This is a genomic window from Phocaeicola massiliensis B84634 = Timone 84634 = DSM 17679 = JCM 13223 (genome assembly GCF_000382445.1).
GTDB lineage: Bacteria > Bacteroidota > Bacteroidia > Bacteroidales > Bacteroidaceae > Phocaeicola > Phocaeicola massiliensis.
On record NZ_KB905472.1, the window covers coordinates 2,105,928 to 2,121,352 of the forward strand.

Consider the following 15,425-nt stretch of genomic DNA (forward strand, 5'->3'; position numbering starts at 1 on the left):
AAAAACAAAATGGTACCGAATAGCTTATGAATAAAATGTTTGCTGTGACAAATCCGACCTAACATTCCACCACCCGATACAATGCATACGTACGTGTGGCCCGATGCGTACGTACGTGTAGGCTTACGCATATATATGTGTAGGCTGATGCCACCGTATGTATAGACCTATGATCAGGCTGAGTGCTGCAAAAAGACCTTGAGGTTTTCAAAAAAGCTCGGTAAGTTTATTAAAAAGATGCCGAGGTTTTACGGAAACACACCGACCTTTTTCAAAAAGCTCGGCATCTTTTTCACATAGGGGCAGATGGAATCATCCCCTCACTAAGCCGATCATTCCTTCTTTCCGTTCATCCTTACATATTAGCCAAAACACATTATCAATCAATCGATTAAAAATGACAGGATATCCATTCATTCTCCTTTCAGTCGTGCTTCCCAAGCTGCTTTCAAATCTGCCTTCAGTATTTATCTGTATCAAAAAAAGTCTTACAGATGAAAGGAGGCTGAAAAGACAATACGAGATGTCCATTCACTACCGAAATCCGCCATAACAGGGCGTTTCAACGACTAATGAAAGGAGGAAGGAAGAGACAGATTTTTCCGTTTGTATGGCGAAAAACACAGTTATTTTTTTATGAATTCAGTCATTGCACGGCAAGCCACTTTGGGTATTTCACGATTACTGTTTATTTTCTCCACCCTCTTCCGCCACCTCCATGTGTTCTTTAAAAGATGTGAATGATGCTGACAAAAGTTACATTTTAAATTCTTTTGTTGGCATCATTTGTCTTTTATGAGACATTTATAATCTATATACTCTCAGTACCATAGCTCCTCGTCAGCCCAGTTCCTGCAAAATCCCATAGCCGTAATATCTATCGAAGGAAAACGAGCCAATAAATCAACAATCTTTTCGTTGAAATTGTTTTTGGGTGAAACTGATGACAGAAAATATCGAATAATACACAGCCTATAGAAAATCCTTTTCTTGTCTATTTGGGAAGTATCTATCCAAGCATTTGAAGTCTTGCGCGGTTCTGCTGGGTTTAACATAAAATCCCTGTTCCATATTCTTGCATGATGGCAACACATATTGCGAAGATTGGCAAGTACGGTCAACCACGAAGTGAAAACCTGCGGTTTCAAGCCGAAATAATTAGCGATGCCTTTCATCAGCTTGTTGCTGGCAATATTGGAATAAATATAGTTCAAGTTGCCGAAAGACAAGACTTCGGTAATCATCCATGCCGGAGGATAGTTTTCAACATAATTGTGCCTGAAATCCTCAATGTAATCTTCCTTGCTTGATGTAAGTTCCTTTTCTATGACAGCCAGCGTCTGATTGAATTTTTCAGCGTTAGCAAAATAGTCCGCCTTTGTTATCCAGTACTTATCACCAAATTCTTGACAGCCGATATTAGCCAAGACGCTGCGAATGACAACTTCTATTTTTTCAATCTCATTAAAGAGAAGAATGCGTAACTTCTTGTCAAAGCGGTAGAGCACCAAGACTTGCTCGAATGTCGTCCCTTCTTTTAGTTGCAAGTCACTCTTTGGACTTTTGTAGAACGGGTAGATGTAGGCTGAAAGACGGTGATAACCGATATTCATCAGATAGTTCTCAACTTTCCGCTCGTCATCCATAAGCATACCACGTTGCTTTAGTATCTGAACGATTTGTTCAGGAGAAGAATATGGTTTGGCAAAACTTGCTCTCATATAAGGTATAATAAAAAAAACGACCCGCCGATTTGAGCATCGTTGAGAGGCTTGGCAGGTTCTAATGCTGCAAAGGTAATAAAACTATTCTGAACTATAAAATTTTTCATGGTTTTGTTCCTAAGTTTTGTTCCTAAAATAGTTCCTAAAATAGTTCCTAAAATAGCTTTTATTACATTTCAAAAGTCGTATGACAGCTATTTAAGGTGAGTATAACCATGACAAAATATAGATACTAAAATGGTACTAAATTGTATCTTCTTCTTTATAACTGCATTATAAAATTCTTAATATCAGCTTGTTATTAAATTTAATAAATCCTAGTCCATTAATGCTTGGTTAATGGAAAGTTCGGGATCTTGCATTTGGTCAAGACGTTCGGCAGCCACTTGCGCCATCCATAGCTTAAAAGGTTCTGCTTTGGGCGATGGAATAGATTGAATGAAGCGGAGAAGTTGCTGTGTGTCAGCCACATCAGTCAGGCACATTTCGCCGTCAGCCGCAAGCATTTTCAAACCGTGACAAATTGTCACGGTTTCATTACCTTCCTTCTTTAACCTTTGTTTTAACTTACGCCAATAGGCCGTTGCATCAACACTATCCGTTAAGACAGCTACTACATCAGCAGAATGCTGTAAACATAATAGTTGCTAAGTCATTACCTCACAATCGGGCATCTACTCCCAAAGCCTTTATTATAAGCCGATAAGAAAAACTTTCCAGAATTACAGAAAAAATTTCTCTCCGAATGAATAATCCTTGCTATTTTTGCATTAAAATGCAGCAGTTATGAAATCATTATTATATATCTTTATCGGAGGAGGAACAGGAAGCGTGCTTCGTTACTTACTTACCATTGCCATTCAGCGCCAGACAGGGACGGCTTTCCCATGGGGGACTTTTGCCGTCAACTTCCTGGGTTGCATACTGATAGGTGTTTTTTATACGCTCACCTCACGCATTCATATCACCAATGAATTACGTCTATTGCTCACTATCGGACTTTGCGGCGGGTTCACCACTTTCTCTACTTTCAGCAATGAAAGCCTTCAATTATTAAAATCAGGTTTTTATCCCACCTTCTTTGCATACGCGATTGGCAGCGTGGTTTTAGGAATTATCGGAGTCATGCTCGGAGTTTGGATGAGTGAATAGAACAAAATCTCTTCCTTTTTTGTTATTATCATAAAACCACCCAATTAAATTTTAGAATCAATATGAAAATAGCAAAGATTAAAGGAAGAGAGATTCTTGACTCACGTGGCAACCCCACTGTAGAAGTAGACGTAACATTAGAATCCGGTATCATGGGACGTGCATCTGTTCCGTCGGGTGCATCCACCGGTGAACATGAAGCTTTGGAATTACGCGACGGAGACAAGACCCGTTATGGAGGAAAAGGAGTTCTGAAAGCCATAGACAACATTAATAATATCATTGCTCCGGCATTGACCGGCATGGACTCATCAGACCAACGCGGCATTGATATGGCTATGCTGGCTTTAGACGGTACCCCCACTAAGTCCAAACTCGGAGCCAATGCCATTCTGGGCGTATCACTGGCTGTGGCAAAGGCAGCGGCAAATTATCTGGATATACCTTTATATAGATATATAGGAGGAACAAACACGTACGTATTGCCCGTGCCCATGATGAATATCATCAACGGAGGTTCGCATTCCGATTCTCCCATCGCTTTTCAGGAATTTATGATTCGCCCTGTCGGTGCCAAATCATTTCACGAAGCATTGCGCATGGGAGCAGAAGTTTTCCACGCACTGAAAACCGTATTAAAGAAGCGCGGACTGAGCACTGCTGTTGGCGACGAAGGAGGTTTCGCTCCTGTGTTGGATGGAACCGAGGATGCATTGAATTGCATTTTGGCAGCCATTGAAGCAGCCGGTTATGAGCCATTCAAACACATCACTATCGGTTTGGACTGCGCTTCTTCAGAGTTCTACCATGATGGAATCTATGATTATACGAAATTTGAAGGAACAAAAGGTGAAAAGCGTACTGCATCAGAGCAAGTGGCTTATCTGGAAAAACTGTGTTGGGATTATCCTATCGACTCCATTGAAGACGGTATGGCAGAAAATGACTGGGAAGGCTGGCGTATGCTGACCGAACGTCTTGGAAATCGCTGTCAACTGGTAGGTGATGACCTGTTCGTAACAAACGTGAAATTCCTGGAGAAAGGAATCAGCGAAGGTTGTGCCAATTCTATCCTGATTAAAGTAAACCAAATCGGTTCGCTGACCGAAACATTGGACGCCATCGAAATGGCTCAACGTAATGGCTATACCACTGTTACCAGTCACCGTTCGGGTGAGACGGAGGATGCAACTATTGCCGACATCGCTGTTGCTACCAACAGCGGACAAATCAAGACCGGTTCATTAAGTCGCAGTGACCGTATGGCCAAATACAACCAACTGCTACGCATAGAAGAAGAATTGGGAAGCCGTGCCGTTTACGGATACAAGAAAATTGCACATGATTTCAAAGTATAAGAAGGCATGTAAAGTCACCGCCTGACATAGCATTTCGGGAGTGTGTCAAAACATGGATAATGCTGCCCCTACAGCCTGACGATGGGATAGCCCGGTTTAGTTTTAACACACTCCCTTTTAGTCCTATCCCAAGGGGCTATATTTTTTCTTCATTTCTTCCACATTCATTCCCGTGAAATAGTCTTCTATAAACTCCCATCTCTGCTCATCATCCAAGGAAGTATTACCAAAAAACAATTGGAACAGCTCTATCTGTTCAAGGAATATCTTTTCATTATTTTCAAGCACGAAGTTTTTATAAGCTTCCGATGTCACCTCTTTCTCCAGCACTTCAGGCATATTAACAGTCACCTCTACCGAAGGCACACCACCTTCGACAGTAAAATCGACCACATTGAGCATTGACAAAAGATTGAGAAGCATGTTTAGGTCTGAAAAAGGCGTGGTGTAAAACAGCAACAAATCTCCTTTCACTCCTGTAATACGCTGAGAGCAGAGCTTCTGATAACGTGAGAGCAACAAGTCAAAGCCTCGGGTAACAGTAAAAACCAACTTGTCTTCATCCTTTTTCTTCGTGCTACTGATATAGCTGACGCTTCTTCCCTCCTCCACTCTCGATTCCAGCAAAGAAGAAAGGAAACGTTTTGCCGAAGGAACATCCATATCATATTCGGCAAAGATACTGCGCAAATCATCTTCTTCAAACTTGCCCTTATTGCCATACAAACTAACAGTCAGCAAATCTTTCAACCGTTTCAGCAGACTCGCCAGTTTTGTGCATATATCTCCTGCATCTTCTTTCAGCAATACCTCATGTTTGCCGACAGCCGCCGCACGGACTCCTTCAAACAAATTACCATTATATAAATCGCGCTTAAACTCCCGATAACCCATTTCCGAGAAACAGCTTTCCCACAATGCTTCAAAAGATACCTTATAAATACCTTCCGCACCGACCACGGGAGTCATAAACTTTTTATACGTTTCCCTGAAAGCAGTATCCCCTGTTTTTTCCTGTACATATCCATCTGTAAAGAGGGTCCGGGAATTTATCTCAATGGGCTGTCCTCCAAAACGGCTGGATAAATCTTCCTCTATCCATAACAAAGCCGTTTTTATCACTTGTCCCAAATCCGATTCATATTCCAACTTGTTCTGCTTACGAGGAAGTTTCACTGCAAACTCAAAATCCGACAAAGACACTTGCATCTCCTTGCTTTTGCCCTTCATCAAATAGATTTCCCAAAGCTTCTTCAAAATCATCCCCAACTGATTTTGCGTAATGGCTCCGGCAGAGTGTAAGCGTTTCATAAAATAGAAATCCCGTTCATGAAAGTCGGTGGCCGCAATACCTTTAATACTTTTATCACGTGCCGCACGTCCTATCTCCTGAATATAGTCAACAAATGTACTCGAAGGAGCCACATGATACACCCGGTCAATATCACTGATGTCAATACCCATACCGAATGCTTTTGTCGCAATAATCATCCGTTTGTCACCTTCCTTAAAAGCTTCAACAATCGCTGCCTTCTGAGCCTTGTCCTTCTTTCCATAATAAGAAGACACCAATCGCCAGTTAGTAGAACGCACCCACATTTTAATCCGAGTGTCTATGCTGCCGGCAAAAGGATAATACATGATAGTTTTATGTTCATCCAGAAAATCATCGGTACGTCCGATAATGACACGTTGTTTCGCCTTATCATAATTCTCATCTTCTTCAATAGTAAGCAAACGAATATCAAAGCCGATATTTTCGCGCTTCACTGTTCCCACAAACAGTCTGCAAGGGTCTATACGCAAAGAGCGGATGGTTTCAAAAACCATATCATTTCCCCCGCGAGGATTCCAAACGGCAGTTGCAGTCAATGCAAAAACCGGAAAAGCATAGCCCAAGTTCTTCTTCAAATTATCCAAGTGACGACCCAGAAACCAATAATCCACACGGAATTCCTTCCCCCATGTAGTTACCGTATGTGCCTCATCCACCACAATCAATCCTATCCGACGGTCACCTATAAAATGTTTAATATCATAAGCCAACAATAATTCGGGAGAAAGATAAAATAAATCCGTCTCTCCCTCGCGCACCTGACGGTATGCCTCATTTTTTTCTTCAGGTGAAAGATCGGAAGATGCATAAGACACCTTTTCATATCCCAAATCACGCAGATTTTCCACTTGATCAACAATCAAAGCCTTCAAAGGAGAAATCACAATTGTAAGTAACTTATATTCTTGTCCCAAATAAATGGCAGGAAGCTGGAACAATAAAGATTTACCGGCTCCCGTTGGCGCTGTCAACAAGAAATTATAAACCGAATCCGTCTTCATCGATTTTTCAGACTCTTCAATAACCTCTTCTATCAATTGTCCTTGGGAAATTTTTAGTTTATCTTTGCCGGAAGACAAATCATTATAGACTTCAAAATCACGAAAATCAGTATAGCCATATATTTCCTTTAAAAGTTCTTTTACGGCCGGGCGACATTGCTGTGGTAAAGATGCAGTTGCAATATTTGTTTCCTTCATGAAGAAAAAATTAGCTGGATGATTATAAATAGAAAAAGGAATGAAGACTTACTCCATTCCTTTTGTCTTTCTGAGCCTCTTGTCGGATTCGAACCAACGACCCCGAGATTACAAATCACGTGCTCTGGCCAACTGAGCTAAAGAGGCGGGTGGGTAAGCTTACTATATCGCGCCGCTACAACCAACTACCTTTGCTGCGATCAAGCCCTGGAGGATTCATCAGGAGCTGGCCGTATAGGACTTACCCATTTTTGTTTTGCGAGTGCAAAGGTAGATATATTTTTTGAAACTGCAATACTCTCATGCACTTTTTTTTGATTTTAGCAGAAAAAATACATTTTTCACCCCTAAATATAGCATGTATTCTTAATAAAAGCCGTACTTTTGTAGACTTATTAATTTTGTGCACTTATCAATAAAGAATGACTGAACGTAAACCAACTCTTCAAGAATGCGCAATGCGCTATGGCACGGGCATGGGACTGCTTTGGTCCTTTAAGTTCATGCTTTTTCCTTTAGGACTGAGAATACCTTTCCTATTACTCCTGTTTATTGTACTTACATTAGGTGTCCCTATTTTGGGCTATATTTTTGCTAAAAAATACAGAGAACGTTATTGCAACAATGCAATCAGCTTTGGGAAAGCATTGCTGTTTACAATATTTATGTATATGTTCGCATCCCTATTCGTAGCAGTAGTCCATTATATCTATTTCCATTTCATTGACGGCGGTTTTGTTTTTGAATTCTATCAGAATATGATTAACCAATTCAAGACAACTGCCCAAGCAGAACTTTTACCTTCTATCGACCAATTGCAGGAAGCCTTTGATATGGTGGCAGCACTGACTCCATTGCAAATCACTTTCCAGTTGATATCAAATAATATATTTTACGGCATGCTGATAGCAATCCCTACGGCATTGCTGATAATGCGTAAACCGAAAAACCAATAAGACACATGGATATATCTGTAGTTATTCCACTGTATAATGAAGAGGAATCTTTGCCGGAGCTCTTTGCCTGGATTCAACGCGTAATGGATGACAACCATTTCAGCTATGAAGTAATATTTGTAAATGACGGCAGTACAGACCGCTCTTGGGAGGTAATAGAAAATCTACGCACCCAATCGGATAAAGTAAAAGGAATCAAATTCCGCCGTAATTACGGCAAATCCCCTGCACTCTATTGCGGATTCGAAAAGGCGCAAGGCAATGTGGTTATCACGATGGATGCCGATTTGCAAGACAGCCCGGACGAAATTCCCGAACTCTACAGAATGATTACCAAGGAAGGTTATGATTTGGTATCGGGCTACAAGCAAAAACGCTACGACCCCTTGTCAAAGACCATCCCCACCAAGCTTTTCAATGCTACAGCACGTGCCGTATCCGGCATCAACAACCTGCACGACTTCAATTGCGGGCTCAAAGCCTATCGCCGGGACGTGATCAAGAACATCGAAGTATACGGTGAAATGCACCGCTACATCCCCTATTTGGCAAAAAATGCCGGCTTCTCTAAAATCGGAGAAAAGATAGTGCACCATCAGGCACGCAAATTCGGAAAGACCAAATTTGGCGGACTGAATCGTTTTTTCAACGGATATCTTGACTTAATCACTTTGTGGTTTCTATCTAAATTTGGCGTCAAACCGATGCACATGTTCGGCTTCTTAGGATCACTGATGTTTATCTTCGGATTTATTTCCGTAGTCATCATCGGTGCTAACAAATTATACAACCTAACAAACGGCCTGCCTTATACCCTGATAACGGATTCGCCCTATTTCTATCTGGCTTTGACGTTAATGATACTGGGCACACAATTATTCCTTGCCGGATTCATCGGTGAGTTAATAGCACGCAACGCTCCCGAACGCAACAACTATAAAATAGAAGAAGAGTTTTGAGAATGAAGAAATTACCAATTACCATCCTATTGTTCCTGACTGCATCAGGATACTTATGGCAGGGATGCAGCGAAAGCGATTGTCCCCTGAGTACAACATCCCTTGCACATTTCGACTTACTGAGCAGTGACAGCCATTCGTCCGTCAAACTGACTTCCGAGGTCACCATTACAGGTACTACCGTGGCCGACGTTACAGTAAAAGACACATTGCCGGACGGAACCATAACAGATACAGTTGTGAAAGACTCTGTCTTGACAGACACCATTTACAACAAAGAAAGTGACTTGAGCAGCTTCAGCCTTCCACTCAGTTATACATCAAAAACTACTTATACGATACATTACAATGAAAAGCTGAAAGACGTGATTGAAATAACGCATCGCAACATCCCTTTTATTAGCGATATAGAGTGTGGCACCATGATGTTCTATCAGGTGGAAAATATCAATTATACAACAAACTCACTGGATTCTGTAGTGATTGTAAACCCGGATATCAACAATGAAGAAAAGAGAAACTTTAATATATACTATACTATTAGGGAGTAGCTTACTGTTATGCCCCTTACGCTCTACAGCCCAAGAAAAGAAAACGGCAACAACAGAAGAAAAAGCCACCGTACCTCTGTATCAGGGCACGTATGTGGGCTTAGATGTATTTGGCCTGGGAAGTAAAATATTCGGCAGTGACTTTACCAGTGCCGAGGTGAGTGTGGAGGTAAACTTAAAAAACCGCTTCATCCCTATTATAGAAATCGGTTACGGTCATACAGACACCACCGATGACGAAACCAATATTCATTATAAGGCTTCAGCACCTTATTTTCGTATCGGTATGAATTACAATATTCTTTTCAAAAAGCCTCATCTCCCCGGTTACGCGTATGGAGGTATACGCTATGGCTTCACCTCTTTCACATACGACGTCGATGCTCCCGCAATGGTCGACCCGACTTGGGGAAACATCACCGTTCCGTTTACCTACAATGGGGTAAAAAGCAATGCCGGATGGGTAGAACTGGTGGGAGGGCTTACGACCAAGGTATACAAGAATTTTTATATGGGGCTTTCTGTGCGCTACCGGGTACGCACCAGCATGAAGAAAACAGGAAATACAGAACCCTGGTATATCCCCGGATTCGGCAAGAACAAAGCTAACCATTTTACTATCGGAACATACAGTTTAATCTATAAATTACCTTTTTAGTGAATGAACACACTAGAGATTTGGCTTTTGGCAATCAGTCTTGCTATGGATTGTTTCACGGTATCCATAACAAGCGGAATCATCATGCGTCGCATCTGCCGACGCACTTTTTTTGTAATGGCATTCTTTTTCGGACTCTTTCAGGCCGTTATGCCCCTTATTGGATGGTTCTGTGCCAGCCGGTTCAGCCATTTGATAAAAGACTATGACCACTGGATAGCTTTCGGCCTTTTGGCTTTTTTGGGAGGACGAATGATAAAAGAAGGGCTCAGCAACGATGATAAATGTTGTTTTGACCCTACCCGCTTAAAAGTAGTATTGACACTGGCTGTAGCCACCAGTATCGATGCGTTGGCTGTCGGCATCTCCTTTGCCTTCGTAGGCATGAATTCATTCATGTCCATTCTTTCTCCAATAGCAATTATCGGCTTTACCTCCTTCGTCCTTTCTATGGCAGGCAATCTGATAGGAGTATTCTGCGGAAAGCGGTTTAACCTTCGGACAGAACTGTGGGGAGGTTTAATCCTGATAGCCATCGGCATCAAAATTTTAATAGAACATCTTTATCTCAACTAATTATAATATTATGAATAAAAAAAAACTAATCTGGCAGTTACCCTTTCTTGTGGTGCTGATTGTGGGAACGGTTATCATTCTGAAAAAGCAACCTCCTTTCCGCACAGACGAAGGATTTATTTTCGGTACAGTCTATAAAATCACCTACCAAAGTGACAAAGATTTAAAGAAAGAAATCGAAGCTGAATTGAAGAAAGTGGATAATTCCCTATCCCCTTTCAACCCCAATTCAATCATCAGCCACATCAACCATAACGAAGAGGTGGTTCTTGACACACTGTTCACCCATGTATTTAATCTGGCTCATAAAATATCCGAAGAAACCGATGGAGCATTTGACATAACAGTGGCTCCCCTGACTAATGCCTGGGGATTTGGATTTAAAAAGTCCATCCCTTTGGACTCATTAACCGTAGACAGCCTTAAACAGTTTATCGGCTATCAAAAGATAGAGTTACAGAACAACGAAAAAATAATAAAGGCAGATGAGCGGATGATGCTGGACTGCAGTGCCATTGCCAAAGGTTTCGGTGTAGATATAATTGCACAGTTATTCAACAGTAAAGGTATTAAAAACTACATGATTGATATTGGCGGAGAGGTGATTGTAAACGGAAAAAATCCTAAAATGAATGCATGGCGAATCGGGATTAATAAACCAATAGACGATTCCTTGTCCGTCAACCAGGAATTACAGACAATTCTTGAAATAAGCAATGTGGGCATGGCAACATCAGGTAATTATCGCAATTTCTATTATAAAGGTGGAAAGAAATACTCTCACACCATCGACCCTCGCACCGGTTATCCGGTACAACACAGTATTCTTTCTTCCACCGTTATTGCCCGTGATTGCACCACAGCCGACGCCTATGCCACTGCATTTATGGTGATGGGGCTAGATAATGCAAAAGCTTTTTGTGCAAAACACCCCGAGCTGGAAGCTTATTTCATCTGTTCAGGCGAGAATGGCGAATATGAGATATTCTTCACTGAAGGAATGAAGAAGTACATAGTCCATGCCAATAATCTAAAATAACGATGTATTCATGAATGCATCCGGGAGTGTGTCAAAACTAAAATAATAGATTAGAACGTTGACACATTCCCTTACAGGTTGATGTTTCCACAACCTGCTTATTTCAAATTCTGGAACTGTTCTATCAGCAGAGTCAGGTTAGCAGTAAAAAGCCGGGCGGAAATAGCCAAAAGAATGATACCAAAGAATTTACGAATCACATAAATACCACCTTTCCCCAAAAAACGCTCTATACGGTCGGTCAGTTTTAAAACCACATAAACCCATACCATATTCAGCACCAACGCTATTACAATGTTAACCGGAGCATATTCGGAACGCAGCGAAAGTAAAGTCGTAAAAGCACCGGCACCGGCCAACAAAGGAAATACCAACGGCACCAACGTTGCCTCTTTAATAGGTCCCTGGTTTTTAAATATTTCAATATCCAATATCATCTCCAGTGACATCAGAAAAATAACAAAAGCACCGGCTACTGCAAACGAAGCAATATCTACCTGAAACAACTTCAACATCATATCGCCGGCATAAAAGAACCCCAGCAACAACGCGAAAGAAATAAATGTTGCCTTGTTAGCATTCACATTTCTTCCTTTCTGCTTCAAATTCAATATAATAGGTATAGAACCGATAATATCTATTACAGCAAAAAGAACGATAAATGCACTCAAAAACTCCTGAAAGTCGAAAGAACCAAACATACTTACCTCCTTTTTTAGCTGCAAATATATTTATTTTTTATGCACTGTACAAGCTTTTATCTTAAAACATTAGTAGACTGTAAGAAACAATAAAAAAGATAAAACAGAATGCAACTCTAAATAATAAATCTCGTTTTATCGTTACCTTTGTATGTTAAACTATAACTTAACGAAGATTAGAACTTATGGAAATTACAATGTACGATACACTATTACAACTCCCTTTGTTCCAAGGATTATGTAAGAATGACTTCACGAGCATCTTAGGCAAAGTAAAATTGCATTTCCGGAAATACAATGCAGACGAGATTATTGTAGAACAAGGAGAGCCATGTACTGAACTTATCTTTCTGTTAAACGGTGAAATCTCTTCTCAGATTGTCGATGAGCAAAAGTCATACTCTTTACACGAAACATTTGGAAGTCCTTTTGTATTGGAACCCTATTCTCTGTTCGGCATGCATCCCAACTATATCGCCACGTATAGAGCGCGTACAGATTTGAACTTGGTCAGCATTGACAAAGCATTTGTTCTGTCCGAATTGAATAATTATGAAATTTTCCGTCTCAATTACTTAAACATATTAAGCAATCGTGCCCAAATTGCTTATAATAAATTATGGAACAGCTATATAGGAAGTCCCAAAGAAAAGATTATCAACTTCATTTTATCACGTTCTATGAGACCAGAGGGTGAAAAGCGATTAAAAATAAAAATGGAAGATCTGGCCGGTTTAATTGACGAAACCCGCATCAATGTCTCAAAAGAGCTGAACGATATGCAGGAAAAAGGCTTAGTAGAATTAAGTAGAAAAGAAATCTTCATCCCTGCCATGGAAAAGCTCTCTGAATAAAAACTGAAACAGTCTCTCAAATCGTCAACTACAGGGGCAGGGGTTGCCTGCCCGAACCGGTGGTGGCGACCTTGGGAGTAATCCACAAACAAGCTGTTTTCGGGCGAGCAAACCTCGCCCCTACCTATTAACAAAATGACAGCATTATCAACGTTTAGACACAACCCATCATTTTTTATGCCTATCCTGGCAGAATTTCAATCAACAAGTTTGTTAGCATATGGCATCCATTTAATATACTTTGTTAAATATATAGATAGAATGAGGTGAATGAGACTTTTTTTTAGCAATTTTGTAAGTCAAATATAATAATGTTATGACAGAAACAAAAAACCCGTTTTTAGAGCCTTATAATACACCTCATCATACCCCTCCGTTCCACTTAATCAAAGTAGAACATTATGAACCGGCTATCCGGGAGGGAATGAAAGAGCAAAACGAAGAGATTGATGCTATCGTCAATAATGCGGAGAAACCCAATTTTCAAAACACCATTGTGGCATTGGAAAGATCAGGGTCATTACTTGAAAGAGTAACCACCATCTTCGGTAACCTGCTGAGTGCTGAAACTAACGACGAGATGCAGGAGCTGGCAGAAAAGATGATGCCTTTACTGGCAGAGCATAATAACAGTATCAGTCTGAATGAAAAACTTTTTGCACGTATTAAAGCTGTCTACGACCGGAAAGATCAATTGACTTTAAACGGAGAAGACAGTATGCTGCTGCAAAAGACCTATGACGGCTTTATAAGAAGCGGAGCCAACCTGCAAGGAGAAGCAAAGGAAAAATACCGTCGGCTCAATACCGAATTAAGCGTACTCGCATTGCGCTTTTCACAGAATCTGCTGAAAGAGACCAATAATTATGAACTTTCTCTAACGACAAGTCAACTGGAAGGTCTGCCCGAAAGTATGCTTGAATCATACGCCCAAACAGCCAAAGAGAAAGGAAAAGAAGGCAATATCATCACATTGGATGCACCCAGCTTCGTTCCTTTCATGAAATACTGCAAAGACCGTACACTGCGACAACAGCTTTACATGGCCTATAATACGCAATGTACTCACGACAACGAGTACAACAACATGGACATAATCAAGCAACTGGTTAATATCCGTATGGAACTGGTACAACTTCTCGGTTATTCCAATTATGCAGAATACGTACTGAAGAAACGTATGGCAGAAACAGAAGAATCCGTTTACCAACTACTAAACCAACTGCTGGAAGCCTACTCTCCCACCGCGCATCAGGAAGTGAAAGAAGTGGAAGAATTAGCCCACCGCCTGGAAGGTAACGATTTCCAATTAATGCCTTGGGACTGGGCCTATTATTCGGAAAAGCTGAAGAATGAAAAGTTTAAGCTGAATGAAGAAGAACTACGTCCCTATTTTGAACTCAGTCAAGTAAAACAAGGAGTATTCGGATTAGCTACCCGCCTGTATGGTATCACATTTAAGGAAAACAAAGAGATTCCCGTCTACCATCCGGATGTAGATGCTTATGAAGTATTTGATGAAGACGGCAGCTTTTTGGCCGTACTATACACCGATTTTCACCCTCGTGCCGGAAAACGCTCAGGGGCATGGATGACCAGCTATAAAGAGCAATGGATAGAAAACGGAATCAACAGCTGCCCACATATTTCCGTTACGATGAACTTTTCCAAGCCATCGGCAGAAAAACCTGCACTACTCACTTTCTCGGAAGTAAATACTTTCCTGCATGAGTTCGGTCACGCCCTGCACGGCATATTTGCCAACAGCACTTACGCCACACTGAGCGGTACAAGTGTTTATTGGGATTTTGTGGAACTCCCTTCACAAATCATGGAAAACTTTGCCATCGAGAAAGAATTTCTCAATACATTTGCCAAACATTACCGGACAGGTGAACAAATCCCGCCACAACTCATTCAAAAGATAGTGGATGCATCCAATTTCAATATTGCATACGCCTGTCTCCGCCAACTGAGCTTCGGTCTGCTGGACATGGCGTGGTACACCCGCAAGACTCCCTTTGACGGAGATGTGCGTACCTATGAAAAAGAAGCATGGAAAAAAGCGCAAGTCTTACCTTCTCCGGCCGAGACATGTATGTCCGTACAGTTTTCGCACATCATGGCAGGAGGATACTCCGCCGGATATTACAGCTACAAATGGGCAGAAGTGCTGGATGCGGATGCTTTCTCGCTATTTAAAGAAAAAGGAATCTTCAACCGGGAAGTGGCCGATTCTTTCCGCCGGAACATTTTGTCCAAAGGTGGAACGGAACATCCTATGACGCTTTATAAACGCTTCCGCGGAAAAGAGCCCGGCATTGAGGCATTACTGAGACGAAATGGAATTATCAACTAAAAA

At 41.2% G+C, this 15,425-nt stretch carries 13 protein-coding genes, 1 tRNA gene and 1 pseudogene; 10 read left to right on the forward strand and 5 right to left on the reverse strand.

What is annotated here, in order from left to right:
- Nucleotides 1-821: 821 nt before the first annotated feature.
- Together HMPREF1534_RS10170 and HMPREF1534_RS0118975 are read right to left on the reverse strand one after the other, a co-directional pair.
- Nucleotides 822-1,721: an Abi family protein gene (locus HMPREF1534_RS10170; protein WP_005939899.1), complete on the reverse strand. Its 900-nt coding sequence runs from the start codon at nucleotides 1,719-1,721 to the stop codon at nucleotides 822-824.
- 323 nt (nucleotides 1,722-2,044) lie between these two features.
- Nucleotides 2,045-2,344, reverse strand: a pseudogene (locus tag HMPREF1534_RS0118975) (BRO family protein); the annotation flags it as partial.
- Between the two features lie 166 nt (nucleotides 2,345-2,510).
- On the opposite strand from HMPREF1534_RS0118975, the gene crcB reads away from it, so the two are divergent.
- Together crcB and eno are read left to right on the forward strand one after the other, a co-directional pair.
- Nucleotides 2,511-2,876, forward strand: a complete 366-nt coding sequence (crcB, locus tag HMPREF1534_RS10165; RefSeq protein WP_005939905.1) for a fluoride efflux transporter CrcB — start codon at nucleotides 2,511-2,513, stop codon at nucleotides 2,874-2,876.
- A gap of 62 nt (nucleotides 2,877-2,938) precedes the next feature.
- Nucleotides 2,939-4,234 carry a phosphopyruvate hydratase gene (gene eno, locus HMPREF1534_RS10160; RefSeq protein WP_005939908.1) on the forward strand — a complete coding sequence of 432 codons (1,296 nt, stop codon included), beginning with the start codon at nucleotides 2,939-2,941 and terminating at the stop codon, nucleotides 4,232-4,234.
- Nucleotides 4,235-4,357: 123 nt separating this feature from the next.
- Here the strand turns inward: eno and HMPREF1534_RS10155 are convergent, their stop codons facing one another.
- Both HMPREF1534_RS10155 and HMPREF1534_RS10150 read right to left on the reverse strand, forming a co-directional pair.
- Nucleotides 4,358-6,769: a DEAD/DEAH box helicase gene (locus HMPREF1534_RS10155; RefSeq protein WP_005939911.1), complete on the reverse strand. Its 2,412-nt coding sequence runs from the start codon at nucleotides 6,767-6,769 to the stop codon at nucleotides 4,358-4,360.
- 73 nt (nucleotides 6,770-6,842) lie between these two features.
- Nucleotides 6,843-6,916 (reverse strand) — tRNA-Thr (locus tag HMPREF1534_RS10150).
- Between the two features lie 275 nt (nucleotides 6,917-7,191).
- Between HMPREF1534_RS10150 and HMPREF1534_RS10145 the strand changes: the two genes are divergently transcribed.
- The 6 genes from HMPREF1534_RS10145 to HMPREF1534_RS10120 are packed head-to-tail and all read left to right on the forward strand — an operon-like array spanning nucleotide 7,192 to nucleotide 11,508.
- Complete coding sequence (locus tag HMPREF1534_RS10145) at nucleotides 7,192-7,725, forward strand: DUF4199 domain-containing protein (RefSeq protein ID WP_005939914.1); 534 nt, start codon at nucleotides 7,192-7,194, stop codon at nucleotides 7,723-7,725.
- 5 nt (nucleotides 7,726-7,730) lie between these two features.
- A complete protein-coding gene (locus HMPREF1534_RS10140; protein WP_005939917.1) occupies nucleotides 7,731-8,684 on the forward strand; it encodes a glycosyltransferase family 2 protein in 954 nt (317 codons plus the stop codon).
- 2 nt (nucleotides 8,685-8,686) lie between these two features.
- Nucleotides 8,687-9,235 carry a DUF6452 family protein gene (locus tag HMPREF1534_RS10135; protein ID WP_005939920.1) on the forward strand — a complete coding sequence of 183 codons (549 nt, stop codon included), beginning with the start codon at nucleotides 8,687-8,689 and terminating at the stop codon, nucleotides 9,233-9,235.
- The gene (locus tag HMPREF1534_RS10130; protein WP_005939923.1) at nucleotides 9,189-9,893 is read left to right on the forward strand and encodes a DUF6048 family protein; all 705 of its coding nucleotides are present in this window, start codon (nucleotides 9,189-9,191) and stop codon (nucleotides 9,891-9,893) included. The genes HMPREF1534_RS10135 and HMPREF1534_RS10130 overlap by 47 nt, the downstream gene beginning before the upstream one ends.
- A gap of 3 nt (nucleotides 9,894-9,896) precedes the next feature.
- Nucleotides 9,897-10,469 (forward strand): manganese efflux pump MntP, encoded by a 573-nt coding sequence (locus HMPREF1534_RS10125; protein ID WP_005939925.1) that lies wholly within the window; start codon nucleotides 9,897-9,899, stop codon nucleotides 10,467-10,469.
- 10 nt (nucleotides 10,470-10,479) lie between these two features.
- A complete protein-coding gene (locus HMPREF1534_RS10120) occupies nucleotides 10,480-11,508 on the forward strand; it encodes an FAD:protein FMN transferase (RefSeq protein WP_005939928.1) in 1,029 nt (342 codons plus the stop codon).
- Between the two features lie 98 nt (nucleotides 11,509-11,606).
- Here HMPREF1534_RS10120 and HMPREF1534_RS10115 read toward each other — a convergent pair whose 3' ends face one another.
- Nucleotides 11,607-12,209: a MarC family protein gene (locus HMPREF1534_RS10115; protein WP_005939930.1), complete on the reverse strand. Its 603-nt coding sequence runs from the start codon at nucleotides 12,207-12,209 to the stop codon at nucleotides 11,607-11,609.
- 185 nt (nucleotides 12,210-12,394) lie between these two features.
- Between HMPREF1534_RS10115 and HMPREF1534_RS10110 the strand changes: the two genes are divergently transcribed.
- Together HMPREF1534_RS10110 and HMPREF1534_RS10105 are read left to right on the forward strand one after the other, a co-directional pair.
- Nucleotides 12,395-13,063, forward strand: a complete 669-nt coding sequence (locus HMPREF1534_RS10110) for a Crp/Fnr family transcriptional regulator (RefSeq protein WP_005939933.1) — start codon at nucleotides 12,395-12,397, stop codon at nucleotides 13,061-13,063.
- 316 nt (nucleotides 13,064-13,379) lie between these two features.
- Nucleotides 13,380-15,422 (forward strand): M3 family metallopeptidase, encoded by a 2,043-nt coding sequence (locus HMPREF1534_RS10105; RefSeq protein ID WP_005939936.1) that lies wholly within the window; start codon nucleotides 13,380-13,382, stop codon nucleotides 15,420-15,422.
- The last annotated feature ends 3 nt before the right edge of the window (nucleotides 15,423-15,425 follow it).

Coding starts and splice junctions, on each gene's coding strand:
- HMPREF1534_RS10145 (WP_005939914.1), top strand. CDS start 7,192: ATGACTGAACGTAAACCAACTCTTCAAGAATGCGCAATGCGCTATGGC.
- HMPREF1534_RS10140 (WP_005939917.1), top strand. CDS start 7,731: ATGGATATATCTGTAGTTATTCCACTGTATAATGAAGAGGAATCTTTG.
- HMPREF1534_RS10120 (WP_005939928.1), top strand. CDS start 10,480: ATGAATAAAAAAAAACTAATCTGGCAGTTACCCTTTCTTGTGGTGCTG.
- HMPREF1534_RS10130 (WP_005939923.1), top strand. CDS start 9,189: ATGAAGAAAAGAGAAACTTTAATATATACTATACTATTAGGGAGTAGC.
- HMPREF1534_RS10155 (WP_005939911.1), bottom strand. CDS start 6,769: ATGAAGGAAACAAATATTGCAACTGCATCTTTACCACAGCAATGTCGC.
- HMPREF1534_RS10125 (WP_005939925.1), top strand. CDS start 9,897: ATGAACACACTAGAGATTTGGCTTTTGGCAATCAGTCTTGCTATGGAT.
- HMPREF1534_RS10170 (WP_005939899.1), bottom strand. CDS start 1,721: ATGAGAGCAAGTTTTGCCAAACCATATTCTTCTCCTGAACAAATCGTT.
- crcB (WP_005939905.1), top strand. CDS start 2,511: ATGAAATCATTATTATATATCTTTATCGGAGGAGGAACAGGAAGCGTG.
- eno (WP_005939908.1), top strand. CDS start 2,939: ATGAAAATAGCAAAGATTAAAGGAAGAGAGATTCTTGACTCACGTGGC.
- HMPREF1534_RS10135 (WP_005939920.1), top strand. CDS start 8,687: ATGAAGAAATTACCAATTACCATCCTATTGTTCCTGACTGCATCAGGA.
- HMPREF1534_RS10110 (WP_005939933.1), top strand. CDS start 12,395: ATGGAAATTACAATGTACGATACACTATTACAACTCCCTTTGTTCCAA.
- HMPREF1534_RS10105 (WP_005939936.1), top strand. CDS start 13,380: ATGACAGAAACAAAAAACCCGTTTTTAGAGCCTTATAATACACCTCAT.
- HMPREF1534_RS10115 (WP_005939930.1), bottom strand. CDS start 12,209: ATGTTTGGTTCTTTCGACTTTCAGGAGTTTTTGAGTGCATTTATCGTT.